Source organism: Agrococcus versicolor (assembly GCF_039531815.1).
Taxonomy (GTDB): domain Bacteria; phylum Actinomycetota; class Actinomycetes; order Actinomycetales; family Microbacteriaceae; genus Agrococcus; species Agrococcus versicolor.
This window is the reverse complement of the sequence record NZ_BAAAQT010000008.1, coordinates 490,286-516,826: the sequence shown is the minus strand read 5'-3', so window position 1 is coordinate 516,826 and position 26,541 is coordinate 490,286. Positions and strand designations below refer to the sequence as shown.

Here is a 26,541-nt window from a genome sequence, read left to right as displayed (position 1 = left end):
GAGGTCAGTCGGCGACGTGGATGACGATCTTGCCGCGCGTCGTGCCCGACATGCTCTGCTCGAAGGCACCCGCGACGTCGGACAGCGGGAAGGATGCCGCGATCTCGACGTCGATGCCCTCGTCGACCACGCGCTGCGCGAGCGCCTCGAGGCGTGCGCCGTCGGGACGCACCCACACCCAGCGCCCGCCGTGCTCGCCGGCGCCGTGGTCGGTGATCGATGCGTGCCTGCCGCCCTCGCGCAGCACCGCGAGCGTCTGCTCCATGACGCCGCCCACGAGGTCGACGACCGCGTCGACGCCGTCGGGGGCGAGCTCGCGCACCGCGTCGACGAGGCCGTCGCCGTACGCGACGGGCTCGGCGCCGAGGGCGCGCAGACGGTCGTGGCCCGAGGGCGAGCCCGTCGCGATCACACGTGCGCCGCGGAGTCGTGCGAGCTGCACGGCGAGGGTGCCCACGCCGCCGGAGGCGCCGTGCACGAGCACGGTGTCGCCCGAGCCGGCCTCGACCGCGTCGAGCACGCGCTCGGCCGTGAGTCCGGCGAGCGGCAGGGCGCCGGCCGCATCCCACGACAGGCCTGCGGGCTTGCGCGCGACGTCGACGGCGCGCACGGTCACGAGCTCGGCGAACGTGCCCTCCTGCACCCAGTCCTTGCGGGCGTACGACAGCACCTCGTCGCCCACCGCGTACTCGGGCACGTCGGGGCCGACGGCGTCGACGACGCCCGCCGCATCCCAGCCGGGCACGATCGGGGTGACGTGCGTGAGGAGGCCGCGCAGCCCGCCGCTCAGCACCTTCCAGTCGACCGGGTTCACGCCGGCGCGCAGCACGCGGATGCGCACCTCGCCCGGCCCGGGCGTGGGGGCGGGGACGTCGCGCAGCACCAGCTGCTCGGTCCCGCCGAAGTCGTCGTAGACGATCGCCTGCATCGTGTCGCTCATGCCTGCATCCAACGCCCTGCGGGCACCGGCATTCCAGGGCTGGACGCGGAGGGGGCTCGTCAGGCGCGATCGCGCTTGCGGTCCTTGCGCCACAGCGGGCGCGTGACGATCGTGACGAGCCACGTGCCGAACGACACGAGGATCGCGCCGAGGAAGCCCCACCAGAAGCCGTCGACCTGCAGGCCGAAGCCCGCCGCCTCCGACAGCCAGTGCACGCTCATGAGCAGCAGCGCGTTCACGAAGAGCGCCGCGATGCCGAGCGTCAGCAGGTAGATGGGGAACGCCACGATGCGGATGAGGTTGCCCACCGTCGCGTTGATGACGCCGAACACGACCGCGACGAGCAGGAGCGTCGCCACCTCGGGGCCGGTCCCGGCCTCCCACGGCACGATCCTGATGCCGGGGACGATGAGCGTGACGACCCAGATGGCGAGGGCCGTGCCCACGAGCCGCAGCAGGAAGCGCATGGCCCCATCATCGCATCCGAGCCCCTGCATGCCCCATGGGACGGCCGCGAGACATAGCCTGGGAGGGTGCCAGCACGACTCCGAGACGCGATCGCGGCGATCCCCGCCTACAAGCAGGGACGCCCTGCCCCCGAGGGCGGATTCAAGCTCTCGAGCAACGAGAACCCGTTCCCGCCGCTGCCGTCGGTCGTCGACGCCATCGTCGAGCAGGCGGCGACCGTCAACCGCTACCCCGCGGCCGGTGCCCCCACGCTCGTCGCCGCCCTCGCGGCCAAGCACGGCGTCGATCCCGAGCGCGTGATGGTCTCGGACGGCTCGGTCTCGGGCATCATGCAGCTCGTCTCGGCCGTCGCCGGCCCCGGTGACGAGATCGTCTTCGCCTGGCGCTCGTTCGAGGCGTACCCGCTGCTCGTGCAGGTCTCCGGCGCGACGCCGATCATGGTGCCGCTCACCCCCGCCGCCGAGCACGACCTCGACGCGATGGCCGCGGCGATCACCGAGCGCACGCGCGCCGTCTTCGTGTGCAGCCCCAACAACCCCACCGGCCCGATCGTCACCCAGGAGGCCTGGGACGCGTTCATCGCCAAGGTGCCCTCCGACGTGCTCGTCATGCTCGACGAGGCGTACATCGAGTTCGTGCAGGTGCCGACGGTCGACGGCCTCGCCGCGCAGGCCGCGCACGACAACGTCGTGATCCTCCGCACGTTCTCGAAGGCGTACGGCCTCGCCGGCCTCCGCGTCGGCTACGCCATCGGCGACCCGTCGATCATCGGCGCCGCGACGATCGCGGGCATCCCGCTCTCCGTCACGGGCCTCGCGACGGCCGCCGCGCTCGCGAGCATCGACGCCGAGGGCGAGCTGCTCGCCCGCGTCGAGGAGCTCGCCGCCGACCGCGACGCCCTGCAGCAGCGCCTCGCCGACGCGGGCGTGCCCGTGCCCGCAGCGCACGGCAACTTCGTCTGGGTCGCCGCACGCCCCGACCAGGCGGCGCAGATCACCGAGATCCTCGACGACGTGCGCATCGTCGCGCGCCAGTTCCCGGACGGCGTGCGCATCACGGTCGCCGAGCGCGAGGCGCACGACGGCATCGTCGACGCGGTCCGCCGCATCCGGGCGCTCGCATGACGCTGCTCGCGACCGAACGCGCCGAGCCCCTGCGGCTGCTCGATGCCGAGGGTGCGCTCGTGCACGACGCCGACACCGAGCGGTGGCATGCCATCGCCGACGAGCTCACGATCGACGACCGCATCGCGATGCAGCGGGCCATGGTGCTCACGCGCGCCGTCGACATGGAGGCGCGCAACCTGCAGCGCCAGGGCAAGCTCGGCCTGTGGGTGCCGTCCGTCGGCCAGGAGGGTGGCCAGGTCGGCGTCGCCTTCGCGATGCGCGACCAGGACACGGTCTTCCCCTCGTACCGCGAGCACGTCATCGCCCACGTGCGCGGCGTCGAGTGGATGCAGATCATCGACGTCTTCCGCGGTGCGAGGCATGGCGGCTGGGATCCAGCAGACACCCGCGGCTGCCGCATCTACTCGCTCGTCATCGCGACGCAGGCGCTCCACGCGAACGGCTACGCCATGGGCATCCGCATGGATGGCGCGGTCGGCACGGGCGACGTCACCGCCGACGAGGCCGTGCTCGTCTGCTACGGCGACGGCGCCTCGAGCCAGGGCGACGCGAGCGAGAGCCTCGTCTTCTCGAAGACCTTCGACGCGCCGCTCGTGACGTACATGCAGGACAACAAGTGGGCGATCTCCGTGCCGTCGAGCACGCAGTCGAGCACGCCGCTGCACCTGCGCGCCGCCGGCTTCGGGCACCGCTCCCACTGGATCGACGGCAACGACCCGCTCATCGCCTTCGCCGTGGGCCGCGCCGAGCTCGACGCCGCCCGCGCGGGCGAGGGGCCCGGCTACATCGCCGCCGACACGTACCGCATCGGCGCGCACACGACGAGCGACGACCCGACCCGCTACCGCACGAGCGCCGAGGAGGAGTCGTGGCAGCGCCGCGACCCGATCGCGCGCCTCGCCGCGCACCTGCGGGAGCAGGGCGTCGAGGACGCGCTGCTCGTCGCGCTCGACGAGGAGGCTGCCGACACCGCCGCCGACGTGCGCCGCGGCACGCTCGCAGGCGGCAGCCCCGCGAGCGACATGATCTTCGACCACGTCTACACGGATCCGCACGCCCCGCTCGCCGAGCAGAAGCTCGCGCTGGCGGAGTTCGAGCAGTCCTTCGGGGAGGCGTGAGCATGGCGACGACCACGACGCAGATGCCCATCGCGAAGGCCCTCACGGCCGGCATGCGCGCCGCGATGGCCGCCGACGACAAGGTCGTGCTGCTCGGCGAGGACATCGGACCGCTCGGCGGCGTCTTCCGCGTGACCGACGGCCTGCAGGCCGAGTTCGGCGCGCACCGCGTCATCGACACCCCGCTCGCGGAGTCCGGCATCGTCGGCTCCGCCATCGGCCTGGCGATGCGCGGCTACCGGCCCGTGTGCGAGATCCAGTTCGACGGCTTCGTCTACCCGGCGTTCGACCAGATCGTGTCGCAGCTGGCCAAGCTCACCTCGCGGCACGCGGGCGCCGTGACCTTCCCCGTCGTCATCCGCATCCCGTACGGCGGTCACATCGGCGCCGTCGAGCACCACCAGGAGAGCCCGGAGGCGTACTTCGCCCACACCGCCGGCCTGCGGGTCGTCAGCCCGTCGACCGCGAACGACGCCTACTGGATGATCCAGCAGGCGATCCTCGGCAACGACCCGGTGATCTTCCTCGAGCCCAAGGCGAAGTACTGGGCGAAGGGCGAGGTCGACACGACCGCGGCCCCCGGCCCGCTGCACCGCTCGGTCGTCGCGCGCGAGGGCTCCGACGTCACGCTCGTCGGCCACGGCGCCATGGTGCACGTGCTGCTGCAGGCGGCGCAGATCGCCGAGGGCGAGGGCACGAGCTGCGAGGTCGTCGACCTGCGCTCGCTGTCGCCCATCGACTGGGCGCCGGTCGTCGCCTCGGCCCAGCGCACGGGTCGCGTCGTCGTCGCGCAGGAGGCGCCCGGCCACGTGTCGGTCGGCAGCGAGGTCGCCGCGACGATCCACGAGCGCGCCTTCTACTCCCTCGAGGCGCCCGTGCTGCGCGTGTCGGGGTTCGACGCCCCGTTCCCGCCCGCCGCGCTCGAGGCCGTGTACCTGCCGGACGCCGACCGCGTGCTCGACGCCGTGGATCGCGTGCTGGCCTACTGATGGAGGCATGATGCAGGAGTTCCGACTGCCGGATCCGGGCGAAGGCCTCACCGAGGCCGAGATCGTCGCGTGGAAGGTCGCCGTGGGCGACGAGGTCGCCGTCAACGACGTCATCCTCGAGATCGAGACCGCGAAGTCGCTCGTCGAGCTGCCCAGCCCGTTCGCCGGCCGCGTCGAGGCGCTGCTCGCCGAGCCCGGCGACACCGTCGAGGTGGGCTCGCCCATCATCCGGATCGCGGATGCCGCCGATGCGGCCGCGGCCCAGGAGCCCGTCGACCCGTCCGCGCTCGAGACGAGCGAGGCCGTCGCCGACGTGCAGGCGTCGATCACGCGCGACGAGCCGGGTGCCGTGCTCGTCGGCTACGGCGTGCGCGGCGATGCGCAGACCCGGCGTCGCAAGCCGCGCACGATGGAGCAGCCGCCCGTGCGCACCGAGCCCGCTCGGCCCGCGTCGGTGCCCGCAGCATCCGCGTCGCCCATCATCGCGAAGCCGCCGATCCGCATGCTCGCGCGCGACCTCGGCGTCGACCTCTCGACCGTCGTCGGCACGGGGCTCGCCGGCGAGGTGACGCGCGACGACGTCGTGCGCGCCGCCGAGCAGCCCAGCGTCTTCAAGAACCTCGAGACGCCCGCCGCGTGGGAGGGCGACCGCGAGGAGCGCATCCCCGTGAAGGGCGTGCGCAAGGCGATCGCGCAGGCCATGGTCGACTCCGCGTACTCGGCGCCGCACGTCAGCGTCTTCGTCGACGTCGACGCGACCCGCACGATGGAGTTCGTGCAGCGCCTCAAGGCGTCGACGGACTTCGCGGGCGTCAAGGTGTCGCCGCTGCTCATCATGGCGCGCGCAGTGCTGTGGGCCGCGCGGCGCAACCCGCGCGTGAACTCCACGTTCACAGGCGACGAGCTCGTCGTGCACCACTACGTGAACCTCGGCATCGCCGCCGCGACGCCGCGCGGCCTGCTCGTGCCCAACGTGAAGGATGCGCAGGACATGTCGCTGCTCGAGCTCGCGAAGGCGCTCGAGCACCTCACCGTCACGGCCCGCGACGGCCGCACGCAGCCCTCCGACCTCGCGCGCGGCACGATCACGATCTCGAACATCGGCGTGTTCGGCATGGACACGGGCACGCCCATCCTCAACACGGGCGAGACGGGCATCATCGCGCTCGGCACGATCAAGCAGAAGCCGTGGGTCGTCGACGGCGAGGTGCGACCGCGCTACGTCACGACGGTCGGCGGCTCGTTCGACCACCGCGCGATCGACGGCGACATCGTCTCGAGGTTCGTCGCCGACGTGGCGTCGATCCTCGAGGAGCCGGCGCTGCTGCTCGACTGATGGCCGCCGACACCCTCTCTCCAGCCGACCGCTACCAGGAGCTGTTCCTCGCCGTGCAGACCGGCGACGTCTTCCCCGACTCGAAGACGTTCGTCGACTGCGTGCCGCTCGACGATCCCGAGCAGATCCTGCGCGACTACCGCAGGCACCGCCACGACGACGACTTCGACCTCGTCGCGTTCGTGCACGCGCACTTCGACGAGCCCGTCGCCGCCCACAGCGCGTTCGAGCCGCACGCGAGCGACGACCTCGCGACGCACATCGAGCGCCTGTGGGATCCCCTGACGCACGACGTCTCGCCGCGACGCCTCGGGTCGCTCATCGACGTGCCGAGGCCGTACCCGGTGCCCGGCGGGCGCTTCCGCGAGCTCTACTACTGGGACACGTACTTCTCGATGCTCGGCCTCGCCGCGAGCGGTCGCCACGAGCACATCCGCGACGCCCTCGCCTCCTTCGCCTCGCTCATCGAGCGCTACGGCCACGTGCCGAACGGCAACCGCACGTACTACCTGTCGCGGTCGCAGCCCCCGATGCTCGCCTGCATGGTCGAGCTCGCCGAGCGGCACGGCGCCGCCGATCCGCTCGACATGCTGCATGCGCTGCGGCGCGAGCATACGTGGTGGGTCGAGGGGGCCGACGCGCTGCGCGCCGGCGAGACGCATCGGCACTGCGTCGCGATGCCCGACGGTGCGGTGCTGCAGCGGTACTGGGACGACCGCGACACCCCGCGCGAGGAGTCGTACCGCGAGGACGTCGCGACGGCCCGCGGATCCGACCGCCCGGCGCACGAGGTCTACCGCGACCTGCGCGCAGGCGCCGCGTCGGGCTGGGACTTCTCGTCGCGCTGGAACGACGAGCCCGACGACCTCGGCACCATCCGCACGACCTCGATCGTGCCGGTCGACCTCAACGCGTTCCTGCTCGTGCTCGAGCGGCTGCTCGCCCGGCTGAGCGAGGCCGACGGCGACGTGACGTCGGCCGCGGCGTTCGCCGAGATGGCGGATGCGCGTGCGGCGGCGATCGACCGCTGGCTGTGGAGCGAGGAGGAGGGCGTCTTCCTCGACTACGACCTGCAGCTCGGCGGCCTGCGCGCGTCGCTCAACGGCGCATGCGTCGCCCCGCTCTTCGTCGGCTGCGCGAGCGTCGAGCAGGCCGCGCGGACCGAGCAGGCCGTGCGCGCGCGGCTGCTGCGGCGCGGCGGGTTCGGCACGAGCGAGCACGAGACGGGCGACCAGTGGGACCGCCCGAACGGGTGGGCGCCGCTCCAGTGGCTCGCGATCGAGGGCTTCCGTCGCTACGACCTGCCGCTGGGCGACGACATCCGCACCCGCTGGCTCGCGACGGTGCAGGCCGTCTTCGACCGCGAGCACAAGCTCGTCGAGAAGTACGAGATCAGCGGCGACGGAGATCTGGGCGGCGGTGGCGAGTACGAGCTGCAGGACGGCTTCGGCTGGACGAACGGCGTCACGGCCGCGCTGCTCGCCGAGATCACCGCCGAGGGCTGAGCCCTTCGAGGCTCGCTGCGCTCGCACCTCAGGGAGCGGGTGGCGGCACCCCGGAGGGCGCGCTTCCTCCACCCCGGTCCCTGAGGAGGCCGGGAGCGGAGCGAGCAGCCGTCTCGAAGGGCCGGGGGGCTTCCTCCACCCCGCTCCCTGAGGAGGCCGGGAGCGGAGCGTGCAGCCGTCTCGAAGGGCGACGCTACGCTCGCGCACCCCGGGGAGGGGGCGCTTCCTCCACCTCGGTCCCTGAGGAGGCCGGGAGCGGAGCGAGCAGCCGTCTCGAAGGGCGACGCTACGCTCGCGGGGGAAGGGGTGCGATGACGCGGGCCGAGGACTTCGTGAAGCGCTACGTCGAGGCGTGGCGCACCGAGGACGACGACGTCATCCGCGCGACCTTCGCCGACGACGCGATCTACCGGGGGTATCCGTCGGACGACGAGCCGGCGATCGGCATCGAGGCGATCGTGCGCATGTGGCACGACGAGGCGGATGCGCCGGGCTCGTGGACCTTCGAGTGGCACATCGTGGCCGAGCAGGGCGACGTCGCCGTCATCCAGGGCGTCACGACCTACGCCGAGGGCTCGACGTACGACACCCTGTGGGTCGTGCGCCTCGACGACCTGGGCCGCGCGTGCGACTTCACCGAGTGGTACGTGCGCCGCGACTGAAGCGTCGCGGGCCGCCGCATCCGCGCGAGAGCGGGACGCCGAGGACGCATTCCATCCGACGCCCCGCTCAGGCGCGGATCCGGCGGCGGTCAGCGGAACGTGCGGCCGTCGTCGCAGGAGACGGCGTCGTCGAACTCGCGGTCGTCGATGCGCTCGTCGAGGTCGCTCGGCGGATCCACGGCTGACACCACCGCCACCTCGACGGTCGTCGCGTCGAACACGTCCGCAGCGTCGGCGCAGGCGGCGACGATGATCCACGCTGCATCATCTCCACTCCCGTCGTAGGCCGGCATCCCGCCGACCAGCGTCGAGACGTCCTGGACGAGGAGCACCGTGTTCTCGGACAGCTCGTACGACAGGAGGTCGAGCTCGAGACCGACGAAGGAGCTAGGCACCACATCGGGTTCGGAGCCGCAGCCGGCAAGAACGCACGCCAGGATTGCGGTCGCCACGACGATCGGCGAGCGATCTATCCGCACGAGAGCTGGCTCGAAGAGGGATTGAACGCCTGCACGCGGTTCAGGCTCGTCTCGACGGTGACCCAGCGCGAAGGGCCGACGCGGGGCCGCTGCAGCTCCTGCCTCGCCACGTTGTAGTGATAGCGGGTGCCCATCGCCCAAGCCCTCCACGTCTGCCCCGCTCGCATCGGAGGCGACGTGCAGGTGATGTCCGTGGTGACTGTAGATCCTGCGCTGATCCCGAGACTCGCGGCGATCTCTGCGCGGGTCGCGCCGATCTGTGCGGTGATCGTTCGGCTGACGCTCCTGCCGCGCGTGATCGTGCAGATGCCGTTGTTCGTCGTGACGCTGCACCGCGCGACCTCATTCCCGACAGCGTTCGGCGTGGTCGTCGTGACGTTCGTGGCGATGTGACGCTACGCCGCAGCCTCAGCGGTCGCCGCAGACGGGAGGGTGATGATGAAGCTGAGCAGGAGGGCTCCAGCGGCGAGCGAGAGTCGTCGAGCAGGGCGTCGGAGAGCGGTCGAGTCGGGCATGGGGTCCGTTCCGGTCGGGTGACTCCGATGCTCCAGCCCGCTGGCTCCTCCGGGCCGCGGAGGATCCCGATCGGCAACCTCCGGTGACACGACCTTCGAGCGGCCCCGGTCGCGCGGGCAGCGGCGCAAGGGCCTGGGAGGGGCGGCGCTCGGCTCGCTAGCCTGGGTCGAATGAGCGACGACGCACCCCGCTGGAACCCCGACACCTACGAGCTGCACCGCCCCTACGAGGCGTCCCCGGACCGCTATCGCGGCGCCGAGTACCGACAGGTCGGCACGTCCGGCCTGTACCTGCCGCCCATCTCGCTGGGCCTGTGGTGGAACTTCGGCGACAACATCCCGTTCGACGACCAGCGCGCCCTGCTGCGCCACGCCTTCGACCGCGGCATCTCGCACTTCGACCTCGCGAACAACTACGGCCCGCCTCCCGGCACCGCCGAGACGAACTTCGGCCGCATGCTGCGCGAGGACCTCGGCCGCTACCGCGACGAGCTGATCATCTCGTCGAAGGCCGGCTACCCGATGTGGCCCGGCCCGTACGGCTCGTGGGGCTCGCGCAAGTACCTGCTCGCGAGCGCCGAGCAGTCGCTGACGCGCATGGGCATCGACCACGTCGACGTCTTCTACTCGCACCGCGCCGACCCGGTGACGCCGCTCGAGGAGACCATCGGGGCGCTCGACACGCTCGTGCGCCAGGGCAAGGCGCTCTACGTCGGCATCTCGTCGTACTCCGCCGAGCGCACCGAGGAGGCGAAGGCCATCGCCGACCGCCTCGGCACGCCGCTCGTCATCCACCAGCCCGCGTACTCGATGCTCAACCGGTGGGTCGAGGACGGGCTGACGGACTCGCTGCGCACCGCCGGCATGGGCGCGATCGCGTTCACGCCGCTCGCGCAGGGCCTCCTCACGGGCAAGTACCTCGGCGACGGCACGGCCGAGCGGCGCATGCAGCGCGGCTCGCTGTCGGACAAGCCGCTGCTCGAGGAGACCGTGCGCATCCTCAACGCGGTCAACGACCTCGCGAAGGAGCGCGGGCAGTCGCTCGCGCAGCTCGCGCTGCAGTGGGTGCTGCGCGAGGACGTCGTGGCGTCGGCGCTCATCGGCGCATCGCGCGCCGAGCAGATCGACGAGAACCTCGCCGCGCTCGAGGCGCCCGCGCTGACCGCCGAGGAGCTCACGCGCATCGACGAGGCCGTGGAGGGCGTCGACGTGGGCCTGAAGGTCTGGCAGGACTCGGCGAGCCGCTAGCCCCCGACCCGGCCGGTCGCGCCCCGCGTCGACCGGCCGGGCCTTCGGCGAGCCGCTAGCCCCAGACCCGGCCGGTCGCGCCCCGCGTCGACCGGCCGGGTCCCACGTCGACCGGTCACGTTCAGCGCCGACTGGTCACGTCGTGCGTCGACTGGTCAGCTTCTGCGCCGACACTGGTCGCTGTTGCACCTGGATCGACCCCGATGAGGTGCAACAGCGACCACCGTGGGTGCGAACGTGACCAGTCAGGGTGCAACGGTGACCAGTCCGGGTGTAACGGTGACCAGTGCGGGTGCAACGGTGACCAGTGCCGGTGCGAACGTGACCAGTCAGGGTGCGATGGTGACCAGTCCGGGTGCGATGGTGACCAGTGCGGGCGCGATGGTGACCAGTGCGGGTGTGACGGTGACCGGTGCGAGTCCTCGTCGAGACGGGACCGGGAGCACGCGCAACCCCGCGCACCGCGGCCGCGGCGCGCCTAGGCTCGGTGCGGGATCCGAGGAGGCTCGACGCATGGACATGGGCGATGGCGACGACGCGCTCGCACCCGGCGCGCTGCTCGCCGGGCGGTACCTCGTCGGCGAGCGCATCGGCCGCGGCGGCACGGCGACCGTGCATCGCGCTCGCGACCAGGTGCTCGGACGCGACGTCGCGATCAAGGTCGTCGGCGGCGGCGAGGCGGATGCCTCGGCGCGCGACCGGGAGCGGCTCGAGATCGACCTGCTCGCGACGCTGAGCCACCGCTCGCTCGTCACGATCTACGACGCCGTGCCCATGGGCGTCGACGGTGCCGACGGCCTCGTGCTCGTCATGGAGCTCGTCGACGGACCGACGCTCTCGCAGCGCCGCGCGGAGGGCCCCATCACCGACGCCGAGCTCGTGCGCATGGCGCAGGACCTCGCAGAGGCGCTCGCCGTCGTGCATGCCGCGGGCGTCGTGCACCGCGACGTGAAGCCGTCGAACATCCTGCTCGCCCCGTCGCCGCTGCCCGAGCACGAGTTCGACGCGCGCCTGGCCGACTTCGGGATCGCCGTGATCGACGGCGCCGAGCGCCGCACCGCGACCGGCGCCGTCCTCGGCACTGCCGCCTACCTCAGCCCCGAGCAGGCCGCCGGCGGCGACGTCGGCCCGAGCGCCGACGTCTACGCCCTCGGTCTCGTGCTGCTGGAGGCGATGACGGGCGAGCGCGCCTTCCCCGGCCCCATGCTCGAGGCGCTCACGGCGCGCATGCTGCGCGATCCCGTCGTGCCGCCGACCGTCGACCCGGCATGGACGGCGCTGCTGCGCGCCATGACGTCGCGCGATCCCTCGCAGCGCCCCACGACCGACGAGCTGCGCGCCCGTCTCGCCGCGCTCGGCGATGGCGACGTCGCCACCCGCGTCGTCGCCGATCCCGGCTCCGACGTCGCGACCGCCATCATCCCCGCGGCGCCGACGGCCGCCGCGACGGCGCTGCTCGCCTCGGCGACGACGGCGCCGCAGGACGTCGCGACGTCCGCGACCAGCACGGTGCGGGCGGATGCGGTGCAGACGGATGCGGTGCGGTCGGACGCGACGCGCCCTGCCGCGGCCGGTGCCGTAGGCGGTGCAGCCGGGGTCGCCGCGAGCGCCGCCGGCGGAGCCGTGGGCGCGAGCGCCGAAGACGGCTCGACCGCCACGAGCGTGCTGCCCGTGGTCGGCCCCGCCGCCGACGAGGATGCACGGTCGCGCCGCCGCCGACGCGGCATCCTGCTGGGATCGATCGGCGTCGTGGCGGCGGCGGCCATCGTCGTGGTCGCTGCGATCGCCGTGCAGTCGCTGCCCGGCGACGACCCGTCGCCCAGCGCTCCCGCCGAGGTCGCCGATCCGCCCGTCGAGTCGTCCGACGCCCCCGAGCCCTCGCAGGCTCCCGCCTCGACCGAGCCGACGCAGCAGCCGACGCAGCCGCAGCCGAGCCCGACGGTGACGCCGACCGAGACGGCCCCCGCGACCGAGCAGCCGACGGAGCAGCCGACGCAGGCCCCCGCGCCGCAGCCGACCCAGGAGCCCGTGCCCGAGCCGACGCAGGTGCCAGAGCCGAGCGCGCCGGAGCCGGTGCCCTCGGACGCAGTCCCGGTGCCGTCCGTCCTCCCCACCCCGTAGCCCGGAGCGGACCGGGCGCGAGCCATCGATCGTGCGCACGCCGCGCGCAGCATCACCTCATCAGGCCGGACGCCGTCGCGACGCACCCCACCGTCGCCGCGTGCATGCACGCACCGCACCACCCCCGCAACCCTCCTCGCGTCCTCCCCGCGCGGGCTACGCTCGCCACGACATGGACGACCATCCCGCGCTGCCGACCCTCGAGGCCGGGACGCTGCTCGCGGGGCGCTACCGCCTCGGCCCGCTGCTGGGCGCGGGCGGGATGGCGAGCGTGCATCGGGCGACCGACGAGGTGCTGCGCCGCGACGTCGCGGTGAAGGTGCTCGCGCACACGACCGAGGATCCCGTCGCACGGCAGCGCGAGCGCGCCGAGATCGACATGCTCGCGACCCTCGGCCACCGCTCGCTCGTGACGATCTTCGACGCCGCGACCGTGCGGCTCGCGAACGGCATGAGCACGATCATCGTCATGGAGCTCGTCGACGGGCCCACCCTCGCTCGCCGTCGCGCGCAGGGACCGATCGCGGACGCGGACCTCGTGCGGCTCGTGCAGGACATGGCCGAGGCGCTCGCCGTCGTCCACGCTCGCGGCATCGTGCATCGCGACGTGAAGCCGTCGAACATCCTGCTGGCGCCGTCGCCGCTCGCCCGTCGCGAGTTCGACGCGAGGCTCGCCGACTTCGGCATCGCCGCCCTCGAGAGCAGCGCGCGCCTGACCGTCACGGGCACGGTGCTCGGCACCGCCGCCTACCTGAGCCCCGAGCAGGCCGAGGGCGCTCGCGCGACCCCGGCAGCCGACATCTACGCGCTCGGCCTCGTCGTGCTCGAGACCATCACGGGCGAGCGCGAGTTCCCCGGCCCCATGCTCGAGGCGCTCACCGCCAGGATGCTGCGGGATCCCGTGGTGCCGTCGACCGTGCATCCGCGCTGGGGCGAGCTCCTCACAGCCATGACCGCGCGCGCCCCGGAGGATCGGCCGACCGCGGAGGACCTGCTCGACGCCGTCTCGGCCCTCGCGAACGACCGCGTGCCCACGCTCGTGGAAGAGGCGCCGGCGCCGACCGCGATCCTGCCCGTCGCGGGGGCGGCCGCCGCGGTCCTGCCGGCAGCGACCGTCGCCGCCGCAGCCGCCGCGACCTCGTCGAGCTCGGTCACTGCCACTGCCACCGCCACCGCACCGGTCGCGATCGCCCCCGACGCGCGGCGCCGTCGCATCCGCCGCGGCGTGCTCGTGGGAGCGGCCGCCGCCTCGTTCGCCGCGGTCGCGCTCGTCGTCCACGCCATCGCGCTCCAGCCGCCCGCGACGCCCGACGCACCCGTCGAGGTCGCCGAGACGGCGCAGCCGTCCATCGCGCCCTCGCCGACGACCGTCGCCGATCCGGCCGAGGCCCCCACCGTCGCCGATCCGGTCGAGACCCCGACCACCGTCGTCGACGTCACCCCGCAGCAGCCGGTCGTCACGGACGCCCCGGCGACGGGCGGCGGCTCCGGCTCGAGCAGCGGCACGGGCAACGGGAACGGGAACGGCAACGGCAACGGCAACGGCCCCGGCTCGAACAGCGGCAACGGCAACGGGAACGGCTGATCCGGAGCCAGGACCCGCCAGGGCCTCCCTCGCCGGGAAGCGCATCCCCCGTCCACGCGTTGCCGCACCCTGACGGGTACCGTGCAAGCACGGTCGGATGCGGCGAGAGGGCACTGCATGGCACGTGGAACCGGGTGGGCGCAGGCCGTCATCGATCGGCTGCGCACGGAGTCGGGGAGCGCGCTGCTGCTCGTCGCGGTCGCGATCGTCGCGCTCGCGTGGGCGAACTCGCCGTGGTCCGACGCGTACGTCGGCCTGTGGGAGACGCATGCCGCGGTCACGGTCGGCGACTTCGCGATCGACCTGAGCCTCCACCACTGGGTGAACGACGGCCTCATGGTGATCTTCTTCTTCCTCATCGGGCTCGAGGTGCGCGAGGAGCTCGCCGTCGGATCCCTGCGGCAGCGAAGCAGAGCCATCGTGCCGCTCGTCGCCGGGCTCGTCGGCGTCGCGCTGCCGGCCGTCATCTACCTCGCGATCGCGGGCCGCGAGGCGGCGAGCGGATGGGGCGTGGTGATCGGCACCGACACCGCGTTCCTCCTCGGCGCCCTCGCGCTCGTCGGTCCGCGCATCTCGGGCCAGCTGCGCGTGTTCCTGCTGACGCTCACCGTCGTCGACGACTTCCTCGCCGTCGCGATCATCGGCGTCTTCTACACCGACGACGTGCAGCTCATGCCGCTCGGCATCGCGCTCGTCTGCCTCGCGCTGCTCTTCTGGCTCGGCCGCGCCAGGCAGTGGCGGTCGAGCCCGTACGTCACGGTCATCGTCGTGCTGTGGGCCGCGACGCTGCTGTCGGGCATCCACCCCTCGCTCGCGGGCATGGCGGCGGGTCTGCTCGTGCCCGCCGCGGCGACCGAGCGCAGCGACGTGCTGGCCGCGAAGCACCTCTTCCGCGACTACTGGCAGTCGCCGGACGCTGGGGTCGCACGACTCGTGCAGCGCGGCCTGTCGCGATCCATCTCCGTCAACCAGCGCCTGCACGAGGTGCTGCGCGGGCCCGTGTCGCTCGTGATCGTGCCGATCTTCGCGCTCGCGAACGCGGGCGTCGACCTGCGTGGCGGCGTGCTGGCCGATGCGTTGACGAGCCCCGTGACGTGGGGCGTCGTGGCTGGCCTCACGCTCGGCAAGCTCGGCGGCATCGCCCTGGGCGCGTGGGCAGCCGTGCGCGCCAACCTCGGCAGCCTGCCCGACGGCGTCGGCCCGGGCAGCGTCGCGGGCGGCGCGGCGCTCTCCGGCATCGGCTTCACGATGTCGCTGCTCATCATCTCCCTCGCGTTCGAGGGGGCGACGGCGGATGCCGCGACGGTCGGCGTGCTCATCGCGCTCGTGCTGTCGTGGGTGCTCGGCTGGATCGTCTTCCGCGTCGCACGCACACGCATGGGCGAGACGGAGGCCGACCTGCCCTCGACGCTCGAGCCCGAGGTCGACCTCGAGCGCGACCACGTGCGCGGCACGGAGGATGCCGTGCTCACCGTCGTCGAGTACCTCGACTTCGAGTGCCCCTTCTGCGCGCGCGCCACCGGCATGTGGAAGGACATGAAGGACCACTTCGGCGACCGCGTGCGCTACGTCGTGCGTCACCTTCCCCTCGACGACGTGCACCCGCACGCGCGCGGCGCCGCGATCGCCGCCGAGGCCGCCGGCAGGCAGGGCCGGTTCTGGGAGATGCACGACGTGCTCTTCGCGAACCAGTCGGCCCTCGAGGCGGACGATCTGCGCCGATACGCCGAGCAGGTGGGGCTCGACCTCGAGCGGTACGACGAGGACATCCGCGACGAGGCGCTCGCGCGCAGGGTGCGCACGCACGCGCGATCGGCGCACGAGTCGGGTGCGCGCGGCACGCCGACGTTCTTCCTCAACGGCACGCGGCATCGCGGCCCGCACGACGCCCGCACGCTCATCGCGGCCCTCGAGGCATGGCAGCCGGTGCTGGAGCGTCGCCGCTCGTAGCGGTCGGAGGGCGCCGCCGACCGATCAGGCTCGCAGCTGGAGCGCGCGCAGGCGGGCGAGCTCCGCGTGCACGAGCGGGAGGGCGGAGGCGCCCTCGCCCGCGGCCGACGCGACGCGCTTCATCGAGCCGGCGCGCACGTCGCCGACGGCGAAGATGCCGCGCACCGTGGTCTCGAGGCTCGCAGGTGGCACGTCGTCGATCCACGCCTCCCTCGGCACGTCGCGGCCGGTGACGACGAAGCCGTGATCGTCGCGCGCGATGTCGTCGGGCAGCCAGTCGCACGACGGCTCGGCGCCGAGCATGCAGACGAGCCCGTCGGCGGGCAGCGTCTCGCGTTCGCCGGTGTCGAGATCCTCGACCGTGAGGTGCTCGAGCCGGGCGGCGCCGCCGCCGTCGACGACGACGGTGCGGCAGCGCACGTCCACGGCGGGCGTCGCGGCGATCTCGCGGATCAGGTAGTCGGACATCGTCTCGGCGAGGCTGCCGCGACGCACGAGCATCGTCACGGAGCGCGCGAACTTCGCGAGGTGCACCGCGGCCTGCCCGGCCGAGTTGCCGGCGCCGACGACGAACACGTCGCGGTCCTGCATCTCGCGCGCCATCGTCGTCGCCGAGCCGTACGTGACGCCATTGCCCACGTGCTCGTCGACGCCGTCGACGTCGAGCCTGCGGTACTGCACGCCGGTCGCGAGCACGACGGTGCGGGCGCAGATCTGCGCGCCGTCGACGAGCACATGGTGGTGCTCGGGCTCGTGCTCGGGGCCGCGCTCGATGCGCACGGCCGAGCGCCCCGTGTAGAAGCGCGCGCCGAAGCGGCCCGCCTGGATGCGCGAGCGCTGCGCGAGGCGCATGCCCGAGATGCCGCGGGGGAAGCCGAGGTAGTTGCGGATCATCGACGACGAGCCCGCCTGCCCGCCGATCGCATCGCGCTCGAGCACGATGGTCGACAGCCCCTCGGACGCGGCGTACACGGCGGCCGCCAACCCCGCCGGTCCCGCGCCCACGACGACGACGTCGGCGACCTCGCCGTCGGGGATCGCGTCGAAGCCCCCGTACATCGCCTCGCTCACCATGGCGGGCGTCGCATCCTGCAGCACCTGCCCCGTGAACGAGCGCACGAGCGGGAGGACGGGGTCGGGGCCGGCGAGCTCGAGCATGCCGAGCGCCTCGGGGTCGTCGGGTGCGAGCGTGCGGTTCGGCATGCCGAGCCGGTCGAGGAGGTCGCGGATGGCGCCGACGCGGCGGTCGCCGGGCTCGGCCACGATGTCGGCGGAGGAGACCACGGGACCCGCGACCGACCATCCCCACTCGGACAGCAGCTCGGTGAGCGCGATGTGGAACTCCTCGTCGCGCTTGCCGCGCGGCACCCCCACGAACGTGTCGATGTCGCGACGCAGGATCGCACGACGCATCTCGTCGATGGCGCCGGCGTACTCGCCGGTCACGAGCAGCGCGACGCGTCGTGCCGCGGGCGCGAGCCGCTGGCTCTCGTGCAGCAGCTCGAGGCCCGTGGAGTCGGGCAGGTGGCGCTCAGCGCCGAGCATCGCGATGGGCGAGCCGGCCGCGACGAGCTCGGCGAGCAGCGTGAGGGCCGAGGCCGCGTCGGGCGCGACCTCGATTCGGTAGTCGCGGTCGTAGCGGGCGCGGAACTCGCGCTCGATCGAGTCGGCGGCGTCGTCGGTCGCGAGGAGGATCACCGGGCGCGCATCCATGTGGACAGGATAGGTCGGGGCACCGTCGGGCAGGGGCATCGATGGGCCCGTGCGCATCCTCTGTGCCCCCCGCTCGGGGTACACGGGCACGTGAGACACGCCGTCTCTGGTGCGACGAGGGATCCTCGATATATGGTGAGCATCGGTCACCGAATGGTGAGCAAAGATCGCCCTTTCCCTCACCGTCTTCTCTCGCCGCGCAGCCACGCGCCGCCGCGAGAGCGCGTCACGCCTTCGGAGCCCCATGTCTCGCCGCATCCGCCCTGCCATCACGGCCGCCCTCGCGACCGCCGCGCTGCTCGCCACGACGCTCGTGGCACCCGCGCTCGCGCCCGCCGCCGCCGCCTCCGCCGCCGAGCCGCGTCCCGCGGTCGAGACGCTCGTCGCGGCCGGGCCGCAGGGCGCGATCGCGATCGGTGCCGAGGCGTCGCTGCCCGCATCGGTGCTGCTCGGCGAGGTCGTGCCGCTCACGCTCACCGCCACGAACGGCACGGGCACGGACGCCTACAACCTGTCGTTCCGCGCGATCCTGCCCGCAGGCTCGACCGGCGTCGCATCGACGAGCCCCAGCGACCCCGCGCCCGTCGTGACGACGCTGGCCGACGGTCGCGTGCTCGCCGTGTGGACGAACGTCGCCGACCTCGTGCGCGGCGCGAGCGTCTCGCTCGAGGCCACCTTCCAGGCGCCCGCCACCGCCACGATCGGCTCGACGGTCGGCGTCGAGATCGCCGCGGCAGCCTCGACCAACCCGCGGACGCTCGCACGCTTCGACGCGCAGGGTCAGCCGCAGCTGAACGACACGACCGGTGCGAACACCGACGACGCGAGCACGACGATCGCCGCGTTCGAGGTCTCGAAGTCCGAGCCGAGCGCCGAGGCGGAGCTGCTGCGCGGCGCACAGGATCACGCGACGGTCTACACGATCACGGTGCGCAACAACCTGACCGTGCCGACGACCGGCCTCTCCGTCGTCGACCACCTGCCCGCCGGCCTCGAGTTCCTCGGCTGCGGCACGGTCGACGCCAGCCCCGCGGACACCGAGGAGTACCCGGGATCGGGTCGGATGGTCGGCGTCGGCGCGACGGCGAACCCCTGCATCGAGCCCACGAGCGTCACGACGGTCGACACCGACCCCGATGGCGAGGGCCCGCTCGCCGCGGGCGTCTACACGCGCGTCGAGTGGAGCGCCCAGGCGCTCGCCGCCAGCGGCGTGGGCTCGAGCGTCGGCGCGCGCTCGGAGCTGCGCTTCGACTACGTTGCCGCCATCCCGCTGCGACAGAACGTCGTCGCCGAGCTCGACGTGCACACGGCGAACCTCGCGAACAACACCGGCGCCCTGACGGTGGACGAGCAGTCGCTCGTCAACGGCGTCTCGGCCACGGGCACGACGCTCGGCGCCGCGCGCACCGTCTCGTCGACCTACACGGTCTCGGCCGAGGACGTCTCGATCCACAAGTCGGTGCGCTCGGGCGACGAGGTCACGAGCCAGGGCACGCTGAGCCAGTGGGGCCTGCTCGTCGAGTCGAGCGAGTACGCGCTCTCGACCGGCGAGATCACGGTCGTCGACACGCTGCCGACCTCGCTCGAGTACGTCTCGTCGACCGTGCAGCCCGTCGAGGTCGTCGTGCTGGGCGACGGGACGCAGCGCATCACGTGGGTGCTGCCCGGCTTCACGACGCCGGATGCCTCGACGGTCATCGAGTACACGGCACGCACGCTCGCCGACTACCGCGACGCAGGTCCCATCGCCGCGAACGACGGCTGGACGAACGCCGTCGAGCTCTCGACGACCGCGACCGTCATCACGGCGAACGACGGCACCACGTCGCAGCTGCCGATCCTGGACGCCTCGAGCGCCGGCCAGACGACGGGCACCGTCACCCTGTCGAAGGACGTCTCCGACGCGCCGGCGGCCGGCGGCAGCCTCGACTGCGCGAGCGCGGCATGGTCGCCGGAGGTCGCCGCAGGCGCCTTCGCGGTCGGCGACCGCGTCTGCTGGCGCGTCACCGCGACCTTCCCGAGCCGACTCGACACGCTCGACGTCGTCGTGCGCGACTTCCTGCCCGCCGGCTTCGCCTTCGAGGGCGTCGCGTACACCGGCTCGATCGTGCCGAACGAGAGCGCGTTCGTCGTCGACGGCCAGACGCTGACGTGGGATCTCGCCGACGTGCCCGACGCCGCGCAGGGCGAGGTCTTCCAGGTCGTCATCTCCACGACCGTCACCGGCGAGACGGGCCTCGCGAGCGACGACCTCGTCGCCAACCTCGCGAAGCTGGCCTACCGCAACACCGACGGCGACGTCCTGCAGCTGCGCGACGACGCCTCCGCGACCTTCGCCGCGCCGCTCGTGACGCTCGACAAGTCGACGACCGCGACCGTCGTCAACGGCGGCGACGTCGTGCCGTACACGGTCACGATCCGCAACGCCGGCGGCGTCGACGTCACCGGGCTCTCGGTCCGCGACCTCCTGCCCACCGGCATCGGCTGCGAGGCCGTGTCGGTCGACGGCGCGACGTGCACCGTCGTCGGCGGCCGTGCGCAGCTGCAGTGGGACGACCTGGCGATCGCCGCGGGCGGCTCGCTCGCGCTGCCGTACACGGTGCGCATCCCCGACACCTACGCGCCGAGCACCGCGCTGACCAACACGGCGGGCGTGCGCCAGTACGTCACGACGTCGAACGTCGGCGCCTCGACCACCCACGTCCCGGCGAGCAACGTCGACACGACCCTCACGCCCACGGCCGGCACCCCGGCCGCGCGGGACGACGCTCGCGTCACGATCGACGCACCGACGGTGACGAAGAGCAACACCACGAGCGTCACCGAGGCAGGCAACGCGCTCGCCAACCAGGCGACGATCGGCGAGGTCGTCACCTACACCGTGACGGTCGTCGTGCCCGAGGGCACCACGATGCAGCGCGGCTTCGTCGTCGACGCGATGAGCGCTCCCAACACGGGCTACACGATCCTCGATCGCTCGGGCACCCTCAACGGCGGTCCGCTCCTCGAGACGATGTCCGTGACGGGCGGCGTGAACGACGGCCGGATCGAGCTCGGGCAGACGTACACGAACCCGGCAGGCAGCGGAGACGACGTCCTCGTGCTCACGATGCGCGTGCGCATCGACGACGTCGCCGCCAACGTCCACGGACGCACCATCGGCAACAGCGCGACCGTCACGTGGTACCCCCAGGGCGGGACGACGGCGGTCTCCGGCCCCCGCGCCACCAACTCGGTGCGGATCGTCGAGCCGAGCCTGAGCATCCGCAAGGGCCACGACGACGCCGACGGCGTCGTCTCGCCCGGCCAGCAGCTGACCTACACGGTGACCCCCGCGAACGCGACGAACCGCTCGACGGCGCACGACCTGCAGGTCGTCGACACGCTGCCGGTCGACCTCACGCCCCTCGACGCGGCCAACCGGCCCGTCGTCGGCGACGCGACGCTGCCCGGCGGCGGCGCGTGGGACGAGTCCGCACGCACCATCACATGGACGATCGCGTCCCTCGCTCCCGGCGCATCGCAGCCGCTGAGCTACCGCGTCGTCGTCGCCTCGCCGCTCACGGCGGGCACGACGCTGCGCAACACCGTCGCGGTCACGGGCACGTCGCTGTCGGGCGTCGTCGCCGGCGAGCGCACGAGCGCCTCGACCGCAGGCGGCTACGCGGGCACGAACGGCATCCAGGTCGTGCCCGCGAACCCGACGATCGCGAAGACGGCGCTCACGCCGTCGGCGACCATCGGCCAGACCGTCGAGTACCAGGTGGTCGTCACGATCCCCGCGAACACGCAGACGTTCGACACCACGGTGCTCGACCGGCTCCCCGCCGGCATCGTCTACGACCGCTTCGTCTCGGCGACCGGCCCCATCGCGGTCGACCCGCTCTCCGAGCAGGGCGACACGGGCACGATCGGCTTCTTCCTCGGCGACCTCCAGGCCGTGCCCACGGAGCGCGTCGTGACCATCCGGTACGCCGGGTACGTCGCGAGCCCCGCCGCATCCGGCCAGACGGTCACGAACACGGCGGCCGTGCACTTCGACACGACCGACCGCGTCGCCGGCACCCCCGAGGGCGTGCCCGCCGCCGGCTCCTTCGACGCCGCGACCCCGAGCTCGCCGGCGAACGTCGGCATCGTGGCGCCCGTGCTCGTCCTCGACAAGGACGTCGTCGGGCAGGTCGGCGACGCCGACACGCGCCGCGCGAAGCCGGGCGAGACGCTGCAGTACACGATCGCCGTGACCAACACCGGCACCTCGCCGGCGTACGACGTTGCCGCCCTGGACTCGATCGACGCACGCCTCGAGGGCTACGTCGACGCGACCGACCTCACGCAGGCCGGTGACATCGATCGCGTCGACGAGGACATGGCGGACGGCACGCTCGTCTGGCAGATCGCGGGCCCCATCGCGCCGGGCCAGACGGTGACGATCGCGTACTCGGTCGTCGTGCCGTCGGCATGGGACGAGTCGCAGGAGGTCGACGGCGCCGAGGTCGTGAACACGGCCGAGGCATCCGGCTACGGCCTGCCGCTCGACTCGAGGATGGACGCCGATCAGCGCGTGCACCCGGTGTACGAGGCCGCGGACGACGTCGTCGAGGTCGAGGTCGACCTCGCCTCCATCGGCGACACCGTCTGGTACGACGTCGACGGCGATGGCGTGATCGACGAGGGCGAGCCGCTGCTCGCAGGCGTGACGGTCATCGTCACCCGTCAGGGCGGCGGCGAGCCCGCACGCACCGTCGTGACCGACGAGCAGGGTCGCTACCTCGTGGAGCACCTGCCCGGCGGCACCTACGACGTGCGCATCGATCGCGCGTCGCCCGTGCTCGCGACGAACGGCCTCGTGCCGTCGTTCGACGGCGATGGCAGCGCGGCGGACGGCATCCTCGCCGTCGTCCTCGACGAGGACGAGGCGCACCGCGATGCCGACGTCGGCGTCCGCGGCGCCGGCTCGCTCGGCGACCTCGTCTGGTTCGACCAGGATCGCGACTTCGTGCAGGACGAGGGCGAGGCCGGCATCCCCGGCGCGACCGTGACCGTCGTCTGGGCAGGCCTCGACGGCGACCTCGGCACGGCCGACGATGTCACGCGCACCACGACCACCGACGAGGCCGGTGCGTGGTCGATGACCGGCGTCCCCGCCGGCGACGTGCGCGTGCGCGTCGCCCTGCCCGCGGCGCTCGACTCGTACGGTCCCGTGACCGAGCTCGATTCGACCGTGGACGGCGAGACGACCATCGTGCTCGGCGCCGCCGAGCGTCGCGTCGACCTCGACTTCGGCTACGCGGGCACCGGCTCGCTCGGCGACCGCGTGTGGCTCGACCGCGACGGCGACGGCGTCGACGACGCAGGTGAGCCCGGACTCGAGGGCGTCGTCCTCGAGCTCGTGCTCACCGGCCCCGCAGGCGAGGTGTCGACCTTCCGGACGACGACCGACGCCGACGGCGCGTACGGATTCGCGAACCTCCCGGCCGGCTCCTACGTCGTCCGCGTCGTCGGACCGCTGCCCGAGGGCATCGCCAACACGTTCGACCCCGACGCCGAGGAGGACGCCGACGGCGACTCGCAGGCGGCGGGCAGCATCGGCGACGGGGAGACGCTCGACGACGTCGACTTCGGCTTCTTCGCCGACGTCGTGCTCGGCGACCGCGTGTGGCTCGACCTCGACGGCGACGGCGTGCAGGATGCGGGCGAGCCCGGCATCGAGGGCGTGACGCTGCGCGCCGACGGCCCGAACGGCCTGTCGTTCACGACCGTGACCGACGCCGACGGCGGCTACCTCTTCGCGCAGGTCGTGCAGGGCTCGTGGACCGTCACGGTCACGGGTGGCCTGCCTGCCGGCGTGCAGCAGACGTTCGACGCCGATGGCCTCGCGTCGAGCGGCGCCTCGACGGTGACGCTCGACGGCGCGGGCTCGCTCGCGCAGGACTTCGGCTACGTCGGCACCGGCTCGATCGGCGACCTCGTGTGGCTCGACCGAGACGGCGACGGCGCGCAGGGCGTCGACGAGCCGGGGCTCGAGGGCGTCGTCGTGACGCTCACGTGGCAGCGCGAGGGCTTCGAGGACGTCGTGCTCACCACGACGACGGCCGCCGACGGCTCCTACGGCTTCGCGGGCCTTCCCGCGGGCACGTTCGTCGTCGCCGTCGACGCCGAGTCGCTCCCGGCCGGCGTGACGCCGACGTGGGACGTCGACGGCCAGTCCGTCGAGGACGCCGACGGCAGCGCGACCATCGAGCTCGGCGCGGGTGGCTCGCGCACCGACGTGGACTTCGGCTTCGGCGGCTCCGCCTCCATCGGCGACCTCGTGTGGCTCGACCTCGATGCCGACGGCGAGCGCTCGGAGGCCGAGCACGGCCTCGAGGGCGTGCGCGTGCTGCTGACGTGGGAGGGCGAGGACGGCGAGCTCGGCACCGCAGACGACGAGGTCTTCTCGACCACGACCGACGCCTCCGGCGCGTACGGCTTCGCAGGGCTGCCCGCAGGCGACTACGTCGTCGCGGTCGACCTCGCCACGCTGCAGGCCGGCCTCCTGCCGACCTACGCGGAGTCGGGCGTCGCGCTCGGCGTCGCGAACGTCGCGCTCGAGACGGGCGAGGCGCACGCCACGGCAGACTTCGGCTTCCGCGGCGCAGGCTCGATCGGCGACCTCGTGTGGCTCGACCTCGACGCCGACGGCGCGCAGGGCACGACGGAGCCGGGCGTTCCCGCCCAGCCCGTGCAGCTCACGTGGGCCGGCCGCGACGGCGTGCTCGGCACCGCCGACGACCTCGTCTTCGCGGCGACGACGGACGCCTCCGGCGCCTACCGCGTCGACGGCCTGCCCGACGGCGCGTTCTCGGTGACGATCGTCGGCGGCATCGCCGACCGCGCCGCCAACGTGACCGACCCCGACGACGGCGACCCGTCGACCGCGCTCGTCGCGCTCGGCGACACGGGCCGCGAGCGGCTCGACGTCGACTTCGGCTACCAGGGGCTCAATGCGCTCGGCGACGCCATCTGGTGGGACGACGACGCGAACGGCGTCGACGACGAGGGCGAGCCGCGGCTCGTCGGCGTCTCGACGGTCGTGACCTGGCTCGGCCCGGACGGCGAGCTCGGCACGGCGGACGACGTCGTGATCCCGACCCTCCCGACGGATGCGGACGGCCGCTACGGCGCGACCGGCCTGCCCGACGGCACCTACGTCGTCGCGGTCGCGGACGGCGTGCCGGCCGGCCTCGCGCCGAGCGTCGACGCGGGTGTCGTGGAGGGTGCCGATGGCGTCGCGACCGTCGAGCTCGTCTCGGCGGACGGCGTGGGCGTCGAGGATCTCGCCGTCGACTTCGGCTTCGCCGGCTCCGGCGTGCTGGGCGACCTCGTCTGGCTCGACCTGGACGGCGACGGCGAGCGCGGGGACGGCGAGCCCGGCCTCGAGGGCGTGACCGTCACGGTCACGTGGCACGGCGTCGACGGCGAGCCCGGCACGGGCGACGAGCGCACGTGGACGACGACCGTCGGAGACGACGGCGCGTGGAGCGTGGGCGGCCTCCCGGCAGGCTCGTTCGACGTGGTGCTCACGGGCGTGCCCGCGGGTCTCGTGCCGAGCGCCGATCCGGACGGCGGGGACGACTCCCGTGCGGTGACGACGCTCGAGCCCGGCCAGACGCGGGACGAGCTCGACTTCGGGTTCGTCGGTGGCGCCTCTGTGGGCGACACCGTGTGGCTCGAGGTGGATGGCGACGGCGCGCAGTCGGCGCTGGAGCCCGGCGTGCCCGGCGTCGCGGTGACCGTGGTCTCCGCCGGCGTCGACGGCATCCTCGGCACGGACGACGACCTGGCCGTCGTCGTCACGACCGATGCCGACGGGCGCTACCTCGTCGAGGGACTGCCCACCGGACCGACCCTCGTCTCCTACGACCCCGAGTCGCTGCCCGCGGGCACGGCGCCCTTCGGCGGCGCGCTCGAGGAGCCGGTGACGAGCGTCGAGATCGTGCTCGCCGATGGCGACGCACGGGACGACGTCGACTTCCCCGTCGTCGGCACGCAGACGCTGGAGGGCGTCGTGTGGGTCGACGGGGATGGCGACGGCGTGCGCGACGACGACGAGCCGGGCATCCCGGACGTCACGGTCGTCGTGACGTGGCAGGGCCCGCTCGGCCCGATCGAGCTGACGGTCGTCACGGATGCGAACGGCGCGTGGACGCTGCCGAACGTGCCCGCCGGCGACTGGTCGGTGCGCATCGACCTCGACACCGTGCCGCCGCACCTCGTGGGCTCGACGCCCGCCGAGGTCGTCGTGCAGGTGCCGGTCGACGGCGTCGGCTCGGTCGAGCACGGCCTCGTGCCCACCGGCTCGGTCGGCGACGTGGTCTTCCACGACGAGGATCGCGACGGCGTGCAGGATGCGGGGGAGCGCGGCCTCGGCGGCGTGACCGTGCAGCTGCTCGACGCGCAGGGTCGCGTCGTGGCCGAGACGGTCACGGCCGAGGACGGGTCGTACCTGTTCGAGGACGTCGCGCCGGGCCGGTACACGGTGCGGATCGACATGGCGACGGCGCCCGCGGGCTACGTCGTCACGACGGGCGACGAGTCCGTCGCGGTCGAGGTGGGGCCGGGCGAGTCGGTGCTGACGGCGGACTTCCCGCTGGCGGCACCGGTGGTCGCCCCGGCGCCCATCCCGGGCGTCGACCTGCCGCGCACGGGTGGCGAGCTGCCGCTCGCGCTGCTGGGCGTGACCCTGCTCCTGCTGCTCGCGGGTGCGGTGCTGCTGCTCGTGCGTCGCCGCCGGGCGTAGCGCCGC

At 73.2% G+C, this 26,541-nt stretch carries 16 protein-coding genes; 12 read left to right on the top strand and 4 right to left on the bottom strand.

Annotation, left to right across the window (positions count from 1 at the left end; all coding sequences use genetic code 11):
* Window positions 1-4: 4 nt before the first annotated feature.
* Together ABD249_RS14955 and ABD249_RS14950 are read right to left on the bottom strand one after the other, a co-directional pair.
* Window positions 5-940 carry an NADP-dependent oxidoreductase gene (locus ABD249_RS14955; protein ID WP_344344842.1) on the bottom strand — a complete coding sequence of 312 codons (936 nt, stop codon included), beginning with the start codon at window positions 938-940 and terminating at the stop codon, window positions 5-7.
* A 59-nt stretch (window positions 941-999) separates the two neighbouring features.
* A complete protein-coding gene (locus ABD249_RS14950; RefSeq protein ID WP_344344841.1) occupies window positions 1,000-1,407 on the bottom strand; it encodes a phage holin family protein in 408 nt (135 codons plus the stop codon).
* 66 nt (window positions 1,408-1,473) lie between these two features.
* Here ABD249_RS14950 and ABD249_RS14945 point away from each other — a divergent pair, with 66 nt between their 5' ends.
* From ABD249_RS14945 to ABD249_RS14920, 6 genes are all read left to right on the top strand, one after another.
* A complete protein-coding gene (locus tag ABD249_RS14945) occupies window positions 1,474-2,532 on the top strand; it encodes a histidinol-phosphate transaminase (RefSeq protein WP_344344840.1) in 1,059 nt (352 codons plus the stop codon).
* Complete coding sequence (locus ABD249_RS14940) at window positions 2,529-3,653, top strand: thiamine pyrophosphate-dependent enzyme (RefSeq protein ID WP_344344839.1); 1,125 nt, start codon at window positions 2,529-2,531, stop codon at window positions 3,651-3,653. The genes ABD249_RS14945 and ABD249_RS14940 overlap by 4 nt, the downstream gene beginning before the upstream one ends.
* Before the next feature lie 2 nt (window positions 3,654-3,655).
* Complete coding sequence (locus tag ABD249_RS14935) at window positions 3,656-4,642, top strand: alpha-ketoacid dehydrogenase subunit beta (RefSeq protein ID WP_344344838.1); 987 nt, start codon at window positions 3,656-3,658, stop codon at window positions 4,640-4,642.
* A gap of 10 nt (window positions 4,643-4,652) precedes the next feature.
* The gene (locus ABD249_RS14930; protein WP_344345132.1) at window positions 4,653-5,978 is read left to right on the top strand and encodes a dihydrolipoamide acetyltransferase family protein; all 1,326 of its coding nucleotides are present in this window, start codon (window positions 4,653-4,655) and stop codon (window positions 5,976-5,978) included.
* Window positions 5,978-7,483, top strand: a complete 1,506-nt coding sequence (gene treF / locus ABD249_RS14925; protein ID WP_344344837.1) for an alpha,alpha-trehalase TreF — start codon at window positions 5,978-5,980, stop codon at window positions 7,481-7,483. Before ABD249_RS14930 ends, treF begins: the two co-directional genes overlap by 1 nt.
* Before the next feature lie 311 nt (window positions 7,484-7,794).
* On the top strand, window positions 7,795-8,145 hold the full coding sequence (locus ABD249_RS14920; RefSeq protein ID WP_344344836.1) for a nuclear transport factor 2 family protein: 351 nt from the start codon (window positions 7,795-7,797) through the stop codon (window positions 8,143-8,145).
* Window positions 8,146-8,234: 89 nt separating this feature from the next.
* Here the strand turns inward: ABD249_RS14920 and ABD249_RS14915 are convergent, their stop codons facing one another.
* On the bottom strand, window positions 8,235-8,597 hold the full coding sequence (locus ABD249_RS14915) for a hypothetical protein (RefSeq protein ID WP_344344835.1): 363 nt from the start codon (window positions 8,595-8,597) through the stop codon (window positions 8,235-8,237).
* Window positions 8,598-8,801: 204 nt separating this feature from the next.
* Here ABD249_RS14915 and ABD249_RS14910 point away from each other — a divergent pair, with 204 nt between their 5' ends.
* From ABD249_RS14910 to nhaA, 5 genes are all read left to right on the top strand, one after another.
* Window positions 8,802-9,017, top strand: coding sequence for a hypothetical protein (locus tag ABD249_RS14910; RefSeq protein ID WP_344344834.1), 216 nt, complete (start codon window positions 8,802-8,804; stop codon window positions 9,015-9,017).
* 293 nt (window positions 9,018-9,310) lie between these two features.
* Window positions 9,311-10,387, top strand: coding sequence for an aldo/keto reductase (locus ABD249_RS14905; RefSeq protein ID WP_344344833.1), 1,077 nt, complete (start codon window positions 9,311-9,313; stop codon window positions 10,385-10,387).
* Between the two features lie 513 nt (window positions 10,388-10,900).
* On the top strand, window positions 10,901-12,508 hold the full coding sequence (locus tag ABD249_RS14900; protein ID WP_344344832.1) for a serine/threonine-protein kinase: 1,608 nt from the start codon (window positions 10,901-10,903) through the stop codon (window positions 12,506-12,508).
* Window positions 12,509-12,680: 172 nt separating this feature from the next.
* Window positions 12,681-14,093 carry a serine/threonine-protein kinase gene (locus tag ABD249_RS14895; protein ID WP_344344831.1) on the top strand — a complete coding sequence of 471 codons (1,413 nt, stop codon included), beginning with the start codon at window positions 12,681-12,683 and terminating at the stop codon, window positions 14,091-14,093.
* Between the two features lie 117 nt (window positions 14,094-14,210).
* Window positions 14,211-16,043 (top strand): Na+/H+ antiporter NhaA, encoded by a 1,833-nt coding sequence (gene nhaA / locus ABD249_RS14890; RefSeq protein WP_344344830.1) that lies wholly within the window; start codon window positions 14,211-14,213, stop codon window positions 16,041-16,043.
* A 24-nt stretch (window positions 16,044-16,067) separates the two neighbouring features.
* On the opposite strand, the gene ABD249_RS14885 is transcribed toward nhaA, so the two are convergent.
* A complete protein-coding gene (locus ABD249_RS14885) occupies window positions 16,068-17,756 on the bottom strand; it encodes an NAD(P)/FAD-dependent oxidoreductase (RefSeq protein WP_344344829.1) in 1,689 nt (562 codons plus the stop codon).
* 244 nt (window positions 17,757-18,000) lie between these two features.
* Here ABD249_RS14885 and ABD249_RS14880 point away from each other — a divergent pair, with 244 nt between their 5' ends.
* Window positions 18,001-26,535 (top strand): SdrD B-like domain-containing protein, encoded by an 8,535-nt coding sequence (locus ABD249_RS14880; RefSeq protein ID WP_344344828.1) that lies wholly within the window; start codon window positions 18,001-18,003, stop codon window positions 26,533-26,535.
* Window positions 26,536-26,541 lie beyond the last annotated feature (6 nt).